Below are 14,617 nucleotides of genomic sequence, written 5' to 3' on the forward strand. Positions count from 1 at the left end.
CTCCACCCGGTATGACAAGCTCGCTGACAGCTATCTCGTGTTCGCGTCCCTTGCCTGCTCGTTTGGGCCGCTTTTAAATGTGAACACGGCCTAGGAATTTGCCAATCGGCCCGTTGATCGGATCCCATCAGGGCATGCCCGACGCAATGCACCGATGAGCCCATTGTCGTCAATTGACGTTGCTCCCGGACTGACAGCCTGATTACGATTTTGATATCTTCTTTCTGCCTTTGGCGATATTGCGGTGTGGGATGATGGCTGCGGGCTCTGCCGCAACGAGGCGTTGAGGTAGGAGGTTGAACAAGGTCCGCGCTTATTACGCACTGCAAAGGACAGGGCAGAGGATAATCATGAACGTTGTTGATCCCCCAACAGGCCCGGATCCATGACGGTCTCCGGCGTGTATGCGACGAGGCGCGTCTTCGCCCGGTAGTCGTCGACCGCGGGGGCGGCTGGTGCGCAGGAAGCAGCTTGCCGATTGACGAGCAGTAGAGCGGCCGGCGTAGTCCGACCGGAAAAGACAGCCGGATCGGCTTGCGCGTCTCGATCACGTTGATCGACTCCACCTGGCGCGCTATGAAATTCGTCTTGACGGATGTTTTGACGCTGACCGATAGTCACTGCCGAAAAGATCCGTTCATTCCACGCCCGTGCGTGAAAGACACAACCCGCTCTCCTTCATCGCGCGCTGACCCTGTTTACTTCAGCGTGCGCGTTGATATCTTCGACCTGCGCCTGCTGCCGGCGATCGCATGACCGAAGGCAGTATCGCCGACCGCTTCGGCGTTTCGCGCACACCGGCGCGCGAGGCGCTGCAGCGTCTTCAAAGCGACGGTTTGATGCGCGGCTATGTGCGCGGCGGCTGGGAAGTCGTGCCGATCGACTTCAAGCGCTTCGCAGATCTATACGAAATGCGCAAGCTGATCGAGACGTTCCGCTACGGGACAAACGCAATCGCTCAAGAAACTGCGCAGCATGTCCCGAACGTCGTGCGCGAATCGGCGTACCAATCGGCGTACCGTTTAAAAGTTTCACTAAAACTGCCCCGGCCTGTTCCGGCTCGACGACTCCAACGAGCAATGATTACCGCTCGTGTATCAGCCTTGTAACAAAATGTGACGGAGAACGGCCGAGCGGCCCGGTTGGTCCAAAAAATCAGGGTATTCATCAGTCTAAACACAACCAGATCGGCATGCTCCATGGACCCATGAGCATTTTTTGCCGGTACTTATAACGGACGCCGATTTCTGGCGAATGTTCACCCGTAATTTCGTGTTTCTTGTCTGTAACAAATTGTGACGTGCGGGCAACCTCATGGTCTTTCCCGTACGCGGATTTTGTTGTGATGAAACTATGCTCCCGATAGTTGGGTGATGCCTTGCGGAGCCTTGAATTACCGTGAGATGCGCCATCGCGCCCAATTCCGCCTGAAGCTTTCCTCAGACTTTTTCTGTTCGCCTCCCCACATTAATGTCTGCGCGACCCACGAACGCCCGGACTTTGCCAATTCTCATTTGTGAAACATTCGCTGTCATACATTCATCAAGAGGTCTTTCATTTGGCCAAATGAACCAATCCCAGTAAGCCTTTCAGCATAGATGGCACCGTTCTAGCTATATGTCCCGCACACCGACGACGCGCATGGTTCCGGCAGTAACAGCGTCTCGATTTCAGGTGCCACAGAACAGCTGACGGGGGAGTTTGCTTCTGCGGCGCAGGAAAACTTCGGCACTTCCGGTTTTGTTTGCCGATGGTGGCGAAGTTCAAGGAACTGCTGTGCCAGTCTGGACCGGCACCGCAGTTCCCGAAGAAAGTGGCATTGGGGAGAGGACGGGCTGGAGCGCATTGTCGAGGCGATGTGCTCCAGCACCGAACCGGTCAGCCAGGCCAAAACCGGCTGTGCAGTTGGCAGCCTTCACCAATGCCCGGTCCCGCAGCGGGCATGTTTAGCGTACCTGAGTAAAACAACTTCTTTTTCAAGGAGCATCAAATGCAAAAAACTCTCGACCTGATCCGTGCCTTTGCGCGTGAAGAAGATGGTGTGACCGCGATTGAGTATGGTCTGCTGGCTTCACTGGTTGCGTGCGGCATCATTGTGGCTGCCACGGCTCTGGGAACTCAACTTAGCGCTACGTTCAACTACATCAGCGGAAAGTTGCTCGCGGCCAATCCGTAAACTCCGCGCGATTAGTCGCAGCAGTAGTTCAAAGAGCAGTCCCTGCCTGATTCAGGGCTGCTCTTTCTTAACCAACGCCGAAATCGAAACGGGGGAACGCCATGAACGCTTTCGAATTTCCAGTCGGCGCGTGTCTGCTGGGTTTGGTGGCAACGGCTGCAGGTTTGGATTTGCATGAGCGGCGCATTCCGAATGTGCTGGTGCTCGTGGGCCTTGCGCTGGCATTCGCGGTGCAGTGGGGCCTGCATGGCGCAGGCGAGGGCAGCCACCGCTGGGTACTGGGCCTGCTCACCGGAGGCGGCCTGTTCTTTCCGCTCTACCTGTTGCGCGGCATGGGTGCGGGCGACGTGAAACTGATGGCGGCCGTGGGCGCGTTCGTCGGACCGGAGCCGGCGCTGGAGATCGTGCTGGTGACCTGCGTCGTCGGCGGCGTCTGGGCGCTGGCGGTGGTGATCTTCAAGCGCGAGTTGAAGTCGACCGGCACCAACATGCTGGCCATCCTGCTCTCGGGGAGAGCGCTGAGCGGCAGGCTGTCTGAAACAGGAAAGGACGCCGCATTGCCTTCTGTCGGGTCGCTGCCGTATGGCGTGGCTATTGCCTTGGGCACACTTGGCATCATGGTCCTGCACTCGGGGCAGAGCATCGGTTAATGCGCAAGCCGGATTCAGAAAGAGAGCCCACGTCGAGGGGCAAGAGAAAGAAAAGACAGCCGAACAGGCACAGATAGAGAAGATTTCGCGTAATGCGCGGGACCAATTCGGGGGTACAACGTGAAAGACGAACAACCAGCGGCGCCGCAAGCGTCGGCCGACGTGACGCGTCTCCATGACGCAAGCCGCGCAAGCTCGGACGCCGACCTGGCCGGAACGATCCTACTGGCGCGCGCGCCGCGGACCATCGCTGAAACGGGCCTCGACCAGACCTTCCTTCTCGAACTCGTCGCCAAGTCCGCCTTCGTGACGGGCAAGGTGTCGCTCTCGCAACTGATGCAGCGGCTTAAGCTCGGCGCCAGCGTGCTCGACAGCGTCGTGTCGTTTGGCGTGCGGGAACGGATTCTCGAAATCGTCCGGCGCGGCGCCAGCGACCTCGATGTCGAACTGCAACTGACGGAAGGCGGCCGCCAACGTGCGTCCGAATTCATGAACCGCTGCCGTTACGTCGGCCCGGCGCCCGTGTCGCTCGCCGCCTATGAAGCGGCGCTGAAACGGCAATCCGTGCGGCAAATGCACGTGACGTACGCGCAGGTGCGCGCGGCCTTCGCAGGGCTGACGGTCCGGACCTCGCTGCTCGACGACATTGGCGGCGCAGTCAACAGCGGCAAACCGGTCATCTTCTTCGGCCCGCCCGGCAGCGGAAAAACTTCGCTAGCCGAACGATTGGGACGGCTGTTGCCCGGCCTCCTCGCTGTGCCGTATGCGATCGTCGTCGAGAACGAGATCATCCAGATCTTCGATCAGCTTGTTCACGAGCCGCACGATGCCGGGTCGCCCGATGGCCTGTTAAATGCGCCCGCCGACGCCCGCTGGCAGATTTGCCGCCGGCCCACGGTGCTGTCCGGCGGCGAGCTCACGCTCGAGATGCTCGAGCTGCGCTACGACGCTGCGAGCGGCTTTTACCAGGCGCCGCCGCATGTGAAAGCGAACGGCGGCCTGTATGTAGTCGACGACCTGGGCCGACAGCGCGTCGAACCGGCCGAACTGCTCAACCGCTGGATCGTGCCGTTCGACCGCGGACTCGACATGCTCACGTTGCATACCGGTTTGCGCTTCTCGCTGCCGTTTGATGTCTGGGTCGCGTTCTCGAGCAACATCGCCCCGGCGGATCTGGGCGACGAAGCCTTCTTTCGCAGGCTCGGCTGCAAGCTCTACGTGGGCCCGCTGGATGTCGCCGAGTATCGCGTCGTGTACGAGCAGCGCTGCCGGGAACTGGCGCTGGCATCGGACGACGACGCTTTCGACTACCTCGTCCATCACCTGCACATGACGTCTGGCAGGCCATTGCTCGCGTGTTATCCGGGCGATCTGCTACGCATCGTGCTTGCCAACGCGCGTTATCAGGAGCAAGCCGCCGTGGCGGATGGGCCGAGCTTGCTAAGGGCATGGAACAGCTACTTCGCGGTGACGGGTGAGCACGAGAATCCGCCACCGCCACAGGGCGTCGGCGCGGAGTGGACCGCAAAAAAAAAATCAGCGGCCTGTTAGGTGGCCGGTTAAACGGCCGGAAATTCTAGTCGGAACACAGGGCAGGCATCAGGGAGAGTTGTCATGAAGAACATACGTGCGTTGGTGATGTTGCTGATCGCTGCGATCGCAGGGCTCGGTGCGGTGGCAATGGCATCGCGCTGGCTGATGGACCGATCGTCGGGCATGACTGCGAAGGTCGCGGTCGCCGCCGTCGATATCAACCTCGGACAGCGGCTGAACCCCGAATTCATCAAGATGGTCGACTGGCCGTCTGGCAGTGTGCCGCCCGGGGCGTTCACCGAAGCCCAGAAGCTCGACGGGCGCGTCATGAAAAACAGCGTGTTGCGCGGCGAGCCGATTCTTGACGGCAAGCTGACGCCCGTCGGCACGACGGGCGGTCTTTCGGCTGTGATCGCGGACGGTCGTCGTGCCATTACCGTGCGCGTGAACGACGTGATCGGCGTAGCCGGATTTGCACTGCCCGGCAACTACGTCGACATCATCGTCAGCACGCAGCAGGACAAGGGTAGCGACAAGGGATCGAGCAAGGACGAAAGCATTTCCAAGATCGTGCTCGAAAAAATTCTGGTGCTGGCCGTCGCCCAGGAAGTGGGACGCGACGAGACCAGGCCAAAGGTCGTCAACGCCGTGACGCTCGAAGTCACACCGGAACAGGCAGAGAAGCTCGATCTGGCGCGCAGCGTCGGCACGCTGTCGCTGGTGCTGCGTAACCAGGTCGACACCGCGACGCTGCCGACGGAAGGCGCAACCAAGTTCAGCTTGCTCGGCACTCCCGCTCCGGCGCCGGCCTCTGCACCCGCAGCGGCACCTGTACGTCACGTGGGCGCACATTACGTGGCACGTCCGGCTGCGCCGCGTGACTGCGTAGGCGTGCTGTCGGGCGTGCTGGGCAGTGTCGAATGTTTCTAGACCGGTTGCAGCGGGGTCTGACCGGGCGCCGCGGCCGGTAACAAAAATGCAGGAATGCAAGTCTCGACTGTAGATATCGAGTAACGGGGGCATGACCAAATGAAAACGAAACCGGGGTTCTCGCGGGGCAGCAAGAAGCACCGCTGCTCACTGGGCAGCAAAGCGCTCGCCGCGATTCTTTGCTTTGGGCTGGTCGGCACGCAGAGCGCCGAGGCGCAGGAGGCGATCGAATATCCGGCGCTGGCGAAGCGCGGTGCGACCCCGCCCCTGCCAGCGGGTCGCAATGCGAAGCCCATGATGATCGCGATGGGGACAATGCCAGCTGGCGCTGCGGGTGCTGCAGGTGCCGGGATGAGCGGACCTTTGCCTCTGCGCGGCCCAAGCTGCACGGGCGAGATCCGTGACGAATCGACCGTCACCGTGCCCGTCGGCAAATCAATCCTGGTGCCCCTCATCGAGCCTACGCGTAACCGCACGCTCGGCAATCCAGCAATCGTACAGGCCACGCTGGTGTCTCCCCGTACGCTCTATGTTGTCGGCATGGCAGTCGGCACGACCAACATGATCGTGCAGGGCCGGAGCGGCGCCTGCCAGATGATCAACGTCATCGTCAATATCGACGCCAATGGATTGCAGCAGGCACTCGGACAGCTGTTGCCCGATGAGCGGGGCATCCGCGTGTCGACGGCAGCCGGCAACCTGGTGCTGGGCGGTCAAGTGTCGAGTGCGCCCGCTGCGCAACAGGCGATGCAGATCGCGCAGGCCTTCGCAGACTCGCAACCCACGCAGCAACAGCAAGCGGCCTCGTCGAATTCGGGCAACGGGATGCCGAGCATAAGTCAGCAGAGCTCGAGCACCAGCAAGCCGGCTTCAGTGATCAACATGATGTCCGTCGACTCGCCACAGCAGGTGATGCTCGAGGTCAAGGTGGCAGAGGTCTCAAAGACGCTGATCAATCAGCTCGGTGCAGCCGTCAACATCCAGGGCGGCTTCGGATCGTGGACGGGTGCGCTGGTGAGCAACCTGCTCGCCGGCGTGAGCAGCGCGCTCGCTATCAGCAAGGCCAACAACCGTCCGTTCAATCTCGCAGTCGATGCGCAGAAGACTGACAATCTGGTCAAAATTCTCGCGGAACCGAACCTCGTGACAATCAGCGGGCAGGAGGCCACTTTCCTCTCGGGCGGCAAGATCTTCATTCCCATTCCCCAGAGCAGCGGCAACGGCGTGTCGAGCATCACGCTGCAGGAGGAAGAGTTCGGCGTGGGGCTCAAGTTCACGCCGACCGTGCTGTCGGGAGGGCGCATCAGCCTGAAGGTCGCGCCGGAAGTGTCCGAACTGTCGCCCACGGGTGTGACGGTCTCGTCCACCAACGTGAACGGTGTTTCCATCCTGCCGCTCATCAACACGCGTCGCGCGTCGACGGTTGTCCAGATGCACGATGGCGAGTCGTTTGCGATCGGCGGACTGTTGAGCAGCAACGTGACGGGCGCGCTGAAAGCCGTTCCCGGTCTGGGCGAAGTGCCCGTTCTCGGCGCGTTGCTTCGTAGCACCTCGTTCCAGCAGGACCTGACGGAACTCGTGTTCGTCATCACGCCGCACCTCGTGAAGCCGATGCAGACGACGAACTATCCGCTGCCGACGGACAGCTTCTCGCAACCGAACGTCGCCGACGTCTATGCGACGGGCAACATGGAAGGCCGCCATGGCAGGACTTCCGTGGCACCGGTGGGTACCGAGCCGGGTAACGCGCCAACGCCGACACCTGTGCCCGCACCCGCACCTCAGGCGCCCGCTGCACCCGCAGCGAATGCACTGCCACCGCACGACACACAGGCCACGTCGAGTGCGCCCGCGCAGCCTGCCACGTCTGGCGCCGCAGCGCCGCCGGAGAAGGCGCGGCCATCGGCTCAACCTTCAGCGCAGAACCCGATGACGGACGAGCGGGCACCACAGATCGCCCGCATCGAGAGTGCCGCCCGTCAAATCGCTGCACACGAGGCACAACAGGACGTCGCGAACACTGATGCTTCAGGCCACGCGCTGGACCACTGAAGTCATCCCAAGGGGGAATCTCATGAAACTCGAACATATTGTCTTCGCGCGCCGTGCAGCCATCGTGGTGTCGGTCTGTGCTGCGCTGGGTGGATGCATGTCCAGCACGCCGATCTGGGATGCACATATGGGCGAAGCGCTGAAAGCGGTCACCCAGGCGCAGATCATCGATCCGCATGCGGGAGAACGCGAGCGCTCCCCAGAGGGCATGGATGGCAAGTCCGCTGCCTCGGCGATGGCCACCTATGACAAATCCTTCAAGGAACCTGTATCGACGCCGAATGCATTTGTGATCGGCATAGGCAACGGGAACAGTGGCCAGTAAGAACCACATATGCGGGAGATCGTCATGCGTCGTGTCAATCATTCGGGTGTATACGGTGCTGCGCATCGGCGCGAGCGCGGCGTCGTGGCGATCATCGTTGCACTGACGCTTGCAGTGCTGGTCGCCTTCGCCGGTCTTGCGCTCGATCTGGGCAAGCTGTACGTCGCGAAAAGCGAGCTGTCCAATGCTGCGGACGCGTGCGCTCTGGCAGCGGCGCGCGACCTGACGAAAGCCGCGTCACTGGATGCACCCGAGGCGGCAGGGATGACCGTGGGGGCGAGCAACCGCGTGTTGCTGCAGAGTGAAAACGTGTCCAACATCAATGTCACGTTCAGCAAACAGTTCGCCGGAACCTATCAGACGAAGGGCAAGTTCATGCCGGCCGATGTACCGAGCATCGGTTACGTGCGCTGTACGGTGAGCCGCACGGGTATTGCCAACTGGTTCATGCAGGTGGTCAACGCCACGCTCGGCACGTCGGCCGTTGCCGCGACTGCCGTGGCGTCGACCACGCAGGCGCAGACGACGTGTGCGCTGCCGGCGTCCGTTTGCAAGCCGCCAGCCGGCAGCCCCTATACAGTCGGGCAATGGCTGCCCAGCAAGATCGGCTCGGACACCGACCAGCAGCTGACCGGCAATTTCATGTGGGTCAAGTACTACAATCCGGACGGCAGCCTGATGACAGTTTCCGACATCAAGAATCTCCTGACGAGTTCCGGACAATGCACATTGCCGACGATTGGTTCTAAAGTCGGAGCGACGGGCAACATCCAGAGCATGGACGGCGCTTGGAATACCCGTTTCGGGATTTACCAGAATCCGTACAATTCCCCGCCGGATCCTTCCGCGGCTGTGCCCGATTTCACTGGCTACTCCTACGTCCCCACAAAGGCGCCTGACGGAACCCTGATACCGGGGGCGAATGTCTTTCCGAATTTCCGTGACAACGAGCGGACGACCCACGCCCCGTACCAGGGAAAAACCACGACACACCTGGATGTCCAGGGTGCCAAGAACGGGCCTCAATCATCGAGTTATTACGCCAATGGTGCTGACCGGCGGCTCGCAGTCGTCCCTGTGGTCGACTGTTCTGCGTTGCAAGGCGGCAGCCAGAAAGCGGCGATCGACTCATGGGCCTGCGTGCTGATGCTTCATCCGATGGAGAAAAACATCAACGGTTATCTCAACGGCACGATCTACATAGAGTACCGCGGTGACGCGAGCGATCCGGCTACGCCCTGCGCAACTCAAGGCATACCGGGAAGCACGAGCGCTGGCATCGGGCCGATGGTCCCCGTGCTCGTGCAATAGGAGAGTCGTCATGCACTATCACCGCCGATCCCGTCACCGCATGCGAGGCGCCGTGGCTGTCGAGTTCGCGCTCGTGGCAGTTCCGCTGATCACGCTGCTGCTTGGCATCGCCGAGTTCGGGCACGCGTTCTACCAGTACAACACGGTTGTCAAGTCAGTGCGGGATGCGACGCGTCTGCTGTCTGCGTATGACCCGACCGACACCGCCGACTATCCGCTTGCGCAAGCCCAGTGTCTTGCTGTCTATGGCACGACAGACTGTTCAGGTTCGCCTCTTGTCGGCGGCCTGACGACGAAAATGGTCGTGGTGTGCGACCAGGTCAACACCGCTGGCTGCACAGGAGCGTTCAAGAACGTCCCAACCAACCCTGCCGCCGAGACCATCAATCTCGTGCAGGTCAAGGTCACAGGATACCCGTACACGCAGATCACCGGGTTCTTCAACCTGGGCAAACTGACATTCGGGGATATCAGCTGCGTCATGAGGCAAGTGCTATGAACAGAACCGCGATCTTTCGGCTGCCCGGTGCCCGCCGTCAAAAAGGCGTGGCCGCCCTCGAATTCGCTTTGGTCGCGACGGTGTTCTTTACGCTGCTGATCGGCGTGATGGAGATGGGACGTGTGCTCTTTTACTGGAACACGGCAGCGGAGGCCACGCGGATGGGCGCACGGGTGGCCGTGGTGTGCGACATCAACAGCAGCCAGTCGGCAAGCAATCCGGTGATCAAGGATATGCGGAAGCTATTGCCGATTCTTCAGCCTTCCAACGTGACCGTGACGTACGCGCCAGCGGGCTGCGACGCCACGTCATGCACTTCGGTCACGGTTGCCATCACCAATGTCACGGTCAATACGGTAGTGCCCTTCGTGCCATTCAACCTGACCATGCCGCCATTCTCGACGAGGTTGCCAAGAGAAAGCCTGAGCAGCGTGGGCGGAACCAATCCCACCTGTAGTTAAGCCATCGTCCGTGACAGGAAGCATGAAATGATCGACATTCTCATAATTTCACCCGATCCAGCGCATGCCGGCGTGATTGCGCGGATTGTCGAGGCGGGCGATTCCCACCATCGCGTCAAGACGTCGACAGCAGGATTGCCTGATCTCTGCACGAACAAGGAAGCGCTTGATGGCGTCGACCTGCTGATATCCGACGGCTCGCAACTGACACAACAGGACTTCGACGCGCTGTCGGCTATTGCGACGAAGCATGCCGATCTGACCTGCATGTTGCTGACGCCGTCGCCGTCCGCGGACCTGCTCATTCGCGCCATGCGCGCGGGGGTGCGGGACGTCCAGCCGTGGCCGGCCGATCCTCAGGATTTGCGGCATGCCGTCGAACGCATCGCCATGAAGTCGAACGGCACGCGACGCGAAGGCACGGTAATTTCATTCATTTCCTGCAAGGGCGGAAGCGGCACGTCGTTCCTTGCGGCAAATCTGGCGTTTGCGGCGTCGACAGCGGGTAAGCGCGCGCTGCTGATCGATCTCGACCATCAATTCGGCGAAGCGGCATTCCTGGTGTCCGAAATCACGCCACCTGCCACCCTCGCTGATGTCAGCGCACAGATCGAGCGGCTCGATCCCGCGTTTCTCGATGCGTGCCTGACCCATGTCAGCGACGGTTTCGATGTGCTGGCCGGCGCGCTCGATCCAGCCAAGGCGAAAGAAATCAAGCCCGAGCATTTGCAGCGCATCCTGAATCTGGTGAGGCATCGGTACGATCTCGTCATCTTCGATATCGGTCACAGCATCAGCAATGTGTCCATCGCGGCGCTCGACCAGAGCGACTGTATTTTCCCCGTGCTGCAACTGAGTCTGCCGTATCTGCGCGGCGGCCGGCGTCTGCTCGATATCTTCCGCTCGCTCGGCTACCGCAGCGACAAGGTGCGCGTGCTGGTCAACCGCTATGAAAAGAAAGGACCAGTGGGGTTGCCGGAACTGGAAAAGGCATTGGGCCTGCGGGTGGCCAGCGTGATTCCGGAAGACGGCGCTTCGGTGTCTGCGTCGATCAATCAGGGCGTGCCGATTCTGCGGCTCGCCAGATCGAGCGGTGTGGCTAAAGGCCTCTGTGAACTGGCGCGCTCCCTGTCGCCACAGTCCGAGACCGAACGGGGCGGCATCTTGCAGAAGTTCTTCGGCAGGCCGGTACTGGGCCGGGCGTGAGATAAAGGAGAGAAAAAATGGAAAACGTGTTGACGTTGCGCGAACAATTCTCCGATCAGGGTGGTGCGTCCGCCCAGGATGAGAGCCTCAACCGCAACCAAATGGCCACGCGCGCGTATCAGGAACTCAAGAAGAACGTCCATCAGGCCATCATCGATCGCGTCGAACTCGAAAAGCTTCAGCGCCTTTCGACCGAACAGATCCAGCATGAACTCGCGCAACTGGTTGAGCGCATCGTCGAAGAAGACAACGTGCCAATCAACGAGGTCGAGCGGCGGCAGCTCGTGCGCGACGTGCGTGACGAGATGCTCGGCTTCGGCCCGCTCGAAGCGCTGCTGGCGGATCCGACCGTCTCCGACATTCTCGTCAACACGTACAAGCATGTTTATGTCGAACGGCGCGGCAAGCTGGAGATGACCGACGTGACGTTCTACGACGATGCGCATCTGATGAAGATCATCGAAAAGATCGTCTCGCGCGTGGGTCGCCGAATCGATGAGTCGAACCCGATGGTCGATGCACGTCTGCCGGACGGCTCGCGCATGAACGCAATCATTCCGCCATCGGCAATCGATGGGCCGCTGCTTTCCATTCGCCGGTTCGCGGTCAATCCGCTGAGCGTGAAAGACCTGATCGAGTATCAAAGCGTCACGCCGCCGATGATGCAGGTGCTCGAAGCGCTGTCCGCTGCGAAGGTGAACGTGCTGATTTCAGGCGGTACGGGCAGCGGCAAGACGACGCTGCTCAACGTGCTGTCGGGGTTTATTCCGTCCGATGAACGGATTGTCACGATCGAAGACGCGGCCGAACTCCAATTGCGTCAGCTGCACGTGCTGCGGCTCGAAACGCGTCCGCCCAACATCGAAGGCAAAGGCGAGATCACCCAGCGCTCGCTGGTGCGCAATGCACTGCGGATGCGGCCTGACCGGATCATCCTCGGCGAAGTGCGCGGCGCGGAGGCACTGGACATGCTGCAGGCAATGAACACCGGGCACGAAGGATCGCTAGCCACGGTGCACGCTAATACGCCGCGTGACGCGCTGACCCGGCTCGAAAACATGATCGGCATGGCCGGGCTGAATCTGCCGCCGAAGTCCGCACGCCATCAGATCAGCTCCGCGATCGGTGTCATTGTCCAGGCAGCCCGTCTGACGGATGGGCGCCGGAAGATCACCAGCATCCAGGAAATTACCGGGATGGAGGGTGACATCATCAACCTGCAGGAGATCTTCACGTTCAAGCGCGCGGGGGTCGACGAGAGCGGGAAGGTGTGCGGGCATTTCTGCGCGACGGGCGTGCGGCCGAAATTTTCCGACCGACTCCAGGCTTTTGGCGTGGCCGTGCCCGATACGCTGTACGACCCGTCGAGGCATTACCCGGTATGAGCCCCGCATGACGACCGCAGCGGGGAAACAACAACGGGCGGCGGCCACGGCTATGCGCCTGCGAGGTATCTGGAAATGAACTATCTATTCTATGGATTCGTCATTCTGGTTTTCTTCACGATCATCCTGTTGATCGAAGCGGGCTATCTTTGGTGGCAGAGCGGGCACAGCAGCGAGGCGAAGCGTCTGGAAAACCGCATCCGGATGATGTCCGCCGGCGGGCACGGCAATGACAAGGCGGTGTCGATTCTTAAGCAGCGCGAACTGAGCACATCGCCACTGTTGACCAGGCTGCTGCTGTGGGTGCCGCGCATCCAGACGGTGGACCGCTGGCTGGTTCAGTCCGGGCTGGACTGGTCGATGGGGAGGCTCCTTACCTACACCGTGTTGCCGCCACTCGTGGTCTGGATCGCAGGCAGCGCGATCTACGTGCCGCTGCTGCCGCTTCTTGCCGCAATCCTGATCGCCGGCATGATCGCGCCATTCAGGGTCAACCGCGCGAAGGCGAAGCGGATGAAGCAGATCGAGCAACAGCTGCCGGAGGCTGCCGACATGATCGGCCGGTCGCTCCGGGCCGGACACTCGTTCTCGGCGGCGCTCGGCATGGTGGGCGATGAAATGCCCGAGCCGATCGGCGGCGAGTTTCGCACGACGTTCGGCCAGATCAATTTTGGCGTATCGCTCAATGACGCACTGGGCGGCCTTGCCAACCGCATACCGATCAGCGACCTGCGCTATTTCGTGATCGCAGTGCTGATCCAGCGTGAGAGCGGTGGCAACCTGGCTGAAATACTCGGCAACATCAGCCAGATCATCCGGGCACGGCTGGCGCTGCTCGGCAAGGTCAGGGTGCTGTCGGCCGAAGGGCGACTGTCGGCGTGGGTTCTGGGTGCCTTGCCGTTTGTGGTGGCGTTCGTAATCTCGATTATTAATCCGGGCTTCCTTCGGATTCTGTGGACCGACCCGGCCGGCATCAAGCTGGTTGGCGTGGCGCTCGTCATGATGGTGTTCGGCTTGATCTGGATGCGCAAAGTCATCCGTATCCATGTTTAAGGAAAGTGTGCCATTTCCATTCTTTGAGGATGGGTCGATCCCATGCCCGCCATGAAAACAGAACAACTCCTATTGCTGGCCGCCGTATTCGCAATCGTCGCCCTTTTCTCATTCGGCGTGATGGCACTGCTAACGCCAAACTCGATCCACCGCCGCCTCAGCAAGCTCACCGGAAACGAGCAGAATTCGCCCGAAGCAGCGGACGGCGAGGAGGCTCTATGGGTAAGGAAGATTGCGGAAGCTTCGAAGCCGATTGCGAAACTTTCGATCCCCAAAGAAGGTTGGGAGAATTCGGCACTGCGCAGGAAATTCATGCACGCCGGCTGGCGCGACGCGACCGCTCCCGGGTTCTACTTCGCTGCCAAGACAGTCCTCGTGATGGGGCTGCCGCTTGTCTGCCTTGTAGTGGTCGGCCCGTACCTCTCGAACGAAAAAAACCATCTGCTTCTACTGTTGCTGCTCGTGCTTGCGGGAATCGGCTACTACCTGCCCAATATGGCGCTCGCGCGCCGGGTGCACCAGCGCCAGCAAACCATCTTCGAGGACTTTCCCGACGCGCTGGATCTGCTCACGGTCTGCGTGGAAGCGGGCCTCGGGCTGGACGCGGCGTTGATGAAAGTGGCCGATGAAATGGACATCAAGAGCCGGACGCTGAGCGCTGAACTCCAGCTTCTGTTGCTCGAACTGAGAGCGGGCTCGAGCAAGGAAACGGCGCTCAAGAACCTGGCAAAGCGCACGGGCGTCGAGGAAATTGACGTGCTGGTCTCCATGCTGATTCAGGCCGAGCGCTTCGGCACCAGCATGGGCGATTCGTTGCGCGTGCACTCGGACAACCTGCGGCTCAAGCGACGGCTGAAGGCGGAAGAGGCGGCTGGGAAGATCGCGGTCAAATTGCTGTTTCCGCTGATATTCTGCATATTTCCGACGCTGATGCTGATATTGCTGGGTCCGGCTTTTATTCAGATCCTTCGCGTGCTGCTGCCGACGATGGCTGGCCAGGCAGGTGGCGCGGTGCCATTGCAGTGATGGTTGGAGA

The 14,617-nt window shown here is 60.8% G+C and carries 13 protein-coding genes and 2 pseudogenes; all 15 read left to right on the forward strand.

Annotated elements, in window-relative coordinates; translation table 11 throughout:
• A pseudogene (locus HDG39_RS33070) lies at positions 1-94 on the forward strand (IS5/IS1182 family transposase); the annotation flags it as partial.
• Between the two features lie 560 nt (positions 95-654).
• Positions 655-935 (forward strand): annotated as a pseudogene (locus HDG39_RS35490) (GntR family transcriptional regulator); the annotation flags it as partial.
• A gap of 1,055 nt (positions 936-1,990) precedes the next feature.
• Positions 1,991-2,176, forward strand: a complete 186-nt coding sequence (locus HDG39_RS33080) for a Flp family type IVb pilin (RefSeq protein WP_184012301.1) — start codon at positions 1,991-1,993, stop codon at positions 2,174-2,176.
• 101 nt (positions 2,177-2,277) lie between these two features.
• Positions 2,278-2,826 carry an A24 family peptidase gene (locus HDG39_RS33085; RefSeq protein WP_184012303.1) on the forward strand — a complete coding sequence of 183 codons (549 nt, stop codon included), beginning with the start codon at positions 2,278-2,280 and terminating at the stop codon, positions 2,824-2,826.
• A 120-nt stretch (positions 2,827-2,946) separates the two neighbouring features.
• Positions 2,947-4,377: a DUF8689 domain-containing protein gene (locus tag HDG39_RS33090; RefSeq protein WP_184012304.1), complete on the forward strand. Its 1,431-nt coding sequence runs from the start codon at positions 2,947-2,949 to the stop codon at positions 4,375-4,377.
• Between the two features lie 63 nt (positions 4,378-4,440).
• Positions 4,441-5,289, forward strand: coding sequence for a Flp pilus assembly protein CpaB (cpaB, locus tag HDG39_RS33095; protein WP_184012306.1), 849 nt, complete (start codon positions 4,441-4,443; stop codon positions 5,287-5,289).
• A gap of 99 nt (positions 5,290-5,388) precedes the next feature.
• Complete coding sequence (locus tag HDG39_RS33100) at positions 5,389-7,341, forward strand: type II and III secretion system protein family protein (RefSeq protein WP_184012308.1); 1,953 nt, start codon at positions 5,389-5,391, stop codon at positions 7,339-7,341.
• Between the two features lie 22 nt (positions 7,342-7,363).
• Positions 7,364-7,666: a hypothetical protein gene (locus tag HDG39_RS33105; protein ID WP_184012310.1), complete on the forward strand. Its 303-nt coding sequence runs from the start codon at positions 7,364-7,366 to the stop codon at positions 7,664-7,666.
• 24 nt (positions 7,667-7,690) lie between these two features.
• On the forward strand, positions 7,691-8,977 hold the full coding sequence (locus HDG39_RS33110) for a pilus assembly protein TadG-related protein (RefSeq protein ID WP_184012347.1): 1,287 nt from the start codon (positions 7,691-7,693) through the stop codon (positions 8,975-8,977).
• Between the two features lie 10 nt (positions 8,978-8,987).
• A complete protein-coding gene (locus HDG39_RS33115; protein ID WP_184012312.1) occupies positions 8,988-9,476 on the forward strand; it encodes a TadE/TadG family type IV pilus assembly protein in 489 nt (162 codons plus the stop codon).
• A complete protein-coding gene (locus tag HDG39_RS33120) occupies positions 9,473-9,937 on the forward strand; it encodes a TadE/TadG family type IV pilus assembly protein (protein WP_184012314.1) in 465 nt (154 codons plus the stop codon). Before HDG39_RS33115 ends, HDG39_RS33120 begins: the two co-directional genes overlap by 4 nt.
• 27 nt (positions 9,938-9,964) lie before the next feature.
• Positions 9,965-11,143, forward strand: a complete 1,179-nt coding sequence (locus HDG39_RS33125; protein WP_184012316.1) for a CpaE/TadZ family protein — start codon at positions 9,965-9,967, stop codon at positions 11,141-11,143.
• Between the two features lie 17 nt (positions 11,144-11,160).
• A complete protein-coding gene (locus HDG39_RS33130; RefSeq protein ID WP_184012319.1) occupies positions 11,161-12,528 on the forward strand; it encodes a TadA family conjugal transfer-associated ATPase in 1,368 nt (455 codons plus the stop codon).
• 75 nt (positions 12,529-12,603) lie between these two features.
• Complete coding sequence (locus HDG39_RS33135) at positions 12,604-13,581, forward strand: type II secretion system F family protein (RefSeq protein WP_184012321.1); 978 nt, start codon at positions 12,604-12,606, stop codon at positions 13,579-13,581.
• A gap of 42 nt (positions 13,582-13,623) precedes the next feature.
• On the forward strand, positions 13,624-14,607 hold the full coding sequence (locus HDG39_RS33140) for a type II secretion system F family protein (protein ID WP_184012323.1): 984 nt from the start codon (positions 13,624-13,626) through the stop codon (positions 14,605-14,607).
• Positions 14,608-14,617: the final 10 nt, after the last annotated feature.

Origin of the sequence: Paraburkholderia lebeckiae (assembly GCF_014201005.1) — a bacterium.
GTDB classification, from domain to species: Bacteria; Pseudomonadota; Gammaproteobacteria; order Burkholderiales; family Burkholderiaceae; genus Paraburkholderia; species Paraburkholderia tuberum.

Bases quoted from the DNA above. Each gene is read 5' to 3' on its own strand.
- HDG39_RS33140 (WP_184012323.1), top strand. From the start codon at position 13,624: ATGCCCGCCATGAAAACAGAACAACTCCTATTGCTGGCCGCCGTATTC.
- HDG39_RS33110 (WP_184012347.1), top strand. From the start codon at position 7,691: ATGCGTCGTGTCAATCATTCGGGTGTATACGGTGCTGCGCATCGGCGC.
- HDG39_RS33100 (WP_184012308.1), top strand. From the start codon at position 5,389: ATGAAAACGAAACCGGGGTTCTCGCGGGGCAGCAAGAAGCACCGCTGC.
- HDG39_RS33105 (WP_184012310.1), top strand. From the start codon at position 7,364: ATGAAACTCGAACATATTGTCTTCGCGCGCCGTGCAGCCATCGTGGTG.
- HDG39_RS33080 (WP_184012301.1), top strand. From the start codon at position 1,991: ATGCAAAAAACTCTCGACCTGATCCGTGCCTTTGCGCGTGAAGAAGAT.
- HDG39_RS33125 (WP_184012316.1), top strand. From the start codon at position 9,965: ATGATCGACATTCTCATAATTTCACCCGATCCAGCGCATGCCGGCGTG.
- cpaB (WP_184012306.1), top strand. From the start codon at position 4,441: ATGAAGAACATACGTGCGTTGGTGATGTTGCTGATCGCTGCGATCGCA.
- HDG39_RS33120 (WP_184012314.1), top strand. From the start codon at position 9,473: ATGAACAGAACCGCGATCTTTCGGCTGCCCGGTGCCCGCCGTCAAAAA.
- HDG39_RS33085 (WP_184012303.1), top strand. From the start codon at position 2,278: ATGAACGCTTTCGAATTTCCAGTCGGCGCGTGTCTGCTGGGTTTGGTG.
- HDG39_RS33115 (WP_184012312.1), top strand. From the start codon at position 8,988: ATGCACTATCACCGCCGATCCCGTCACCGCATGCGAGGCGCCGTGGCT.
- HDG39_RS33135 (WP_184012321.1), top strand. From the start codon at position 12,604: ATGAACTATCTATTCTATGGATTCGTCATTCTGGTTTTCTTCACGATC.
- HDG39_RS33130 (WP_184012319.1), top strand. From the start codon at position 11,161: ATGGAAAACGTGTTGACGTTGCGCGAACAATTCTCCGATCAGGGTGGT.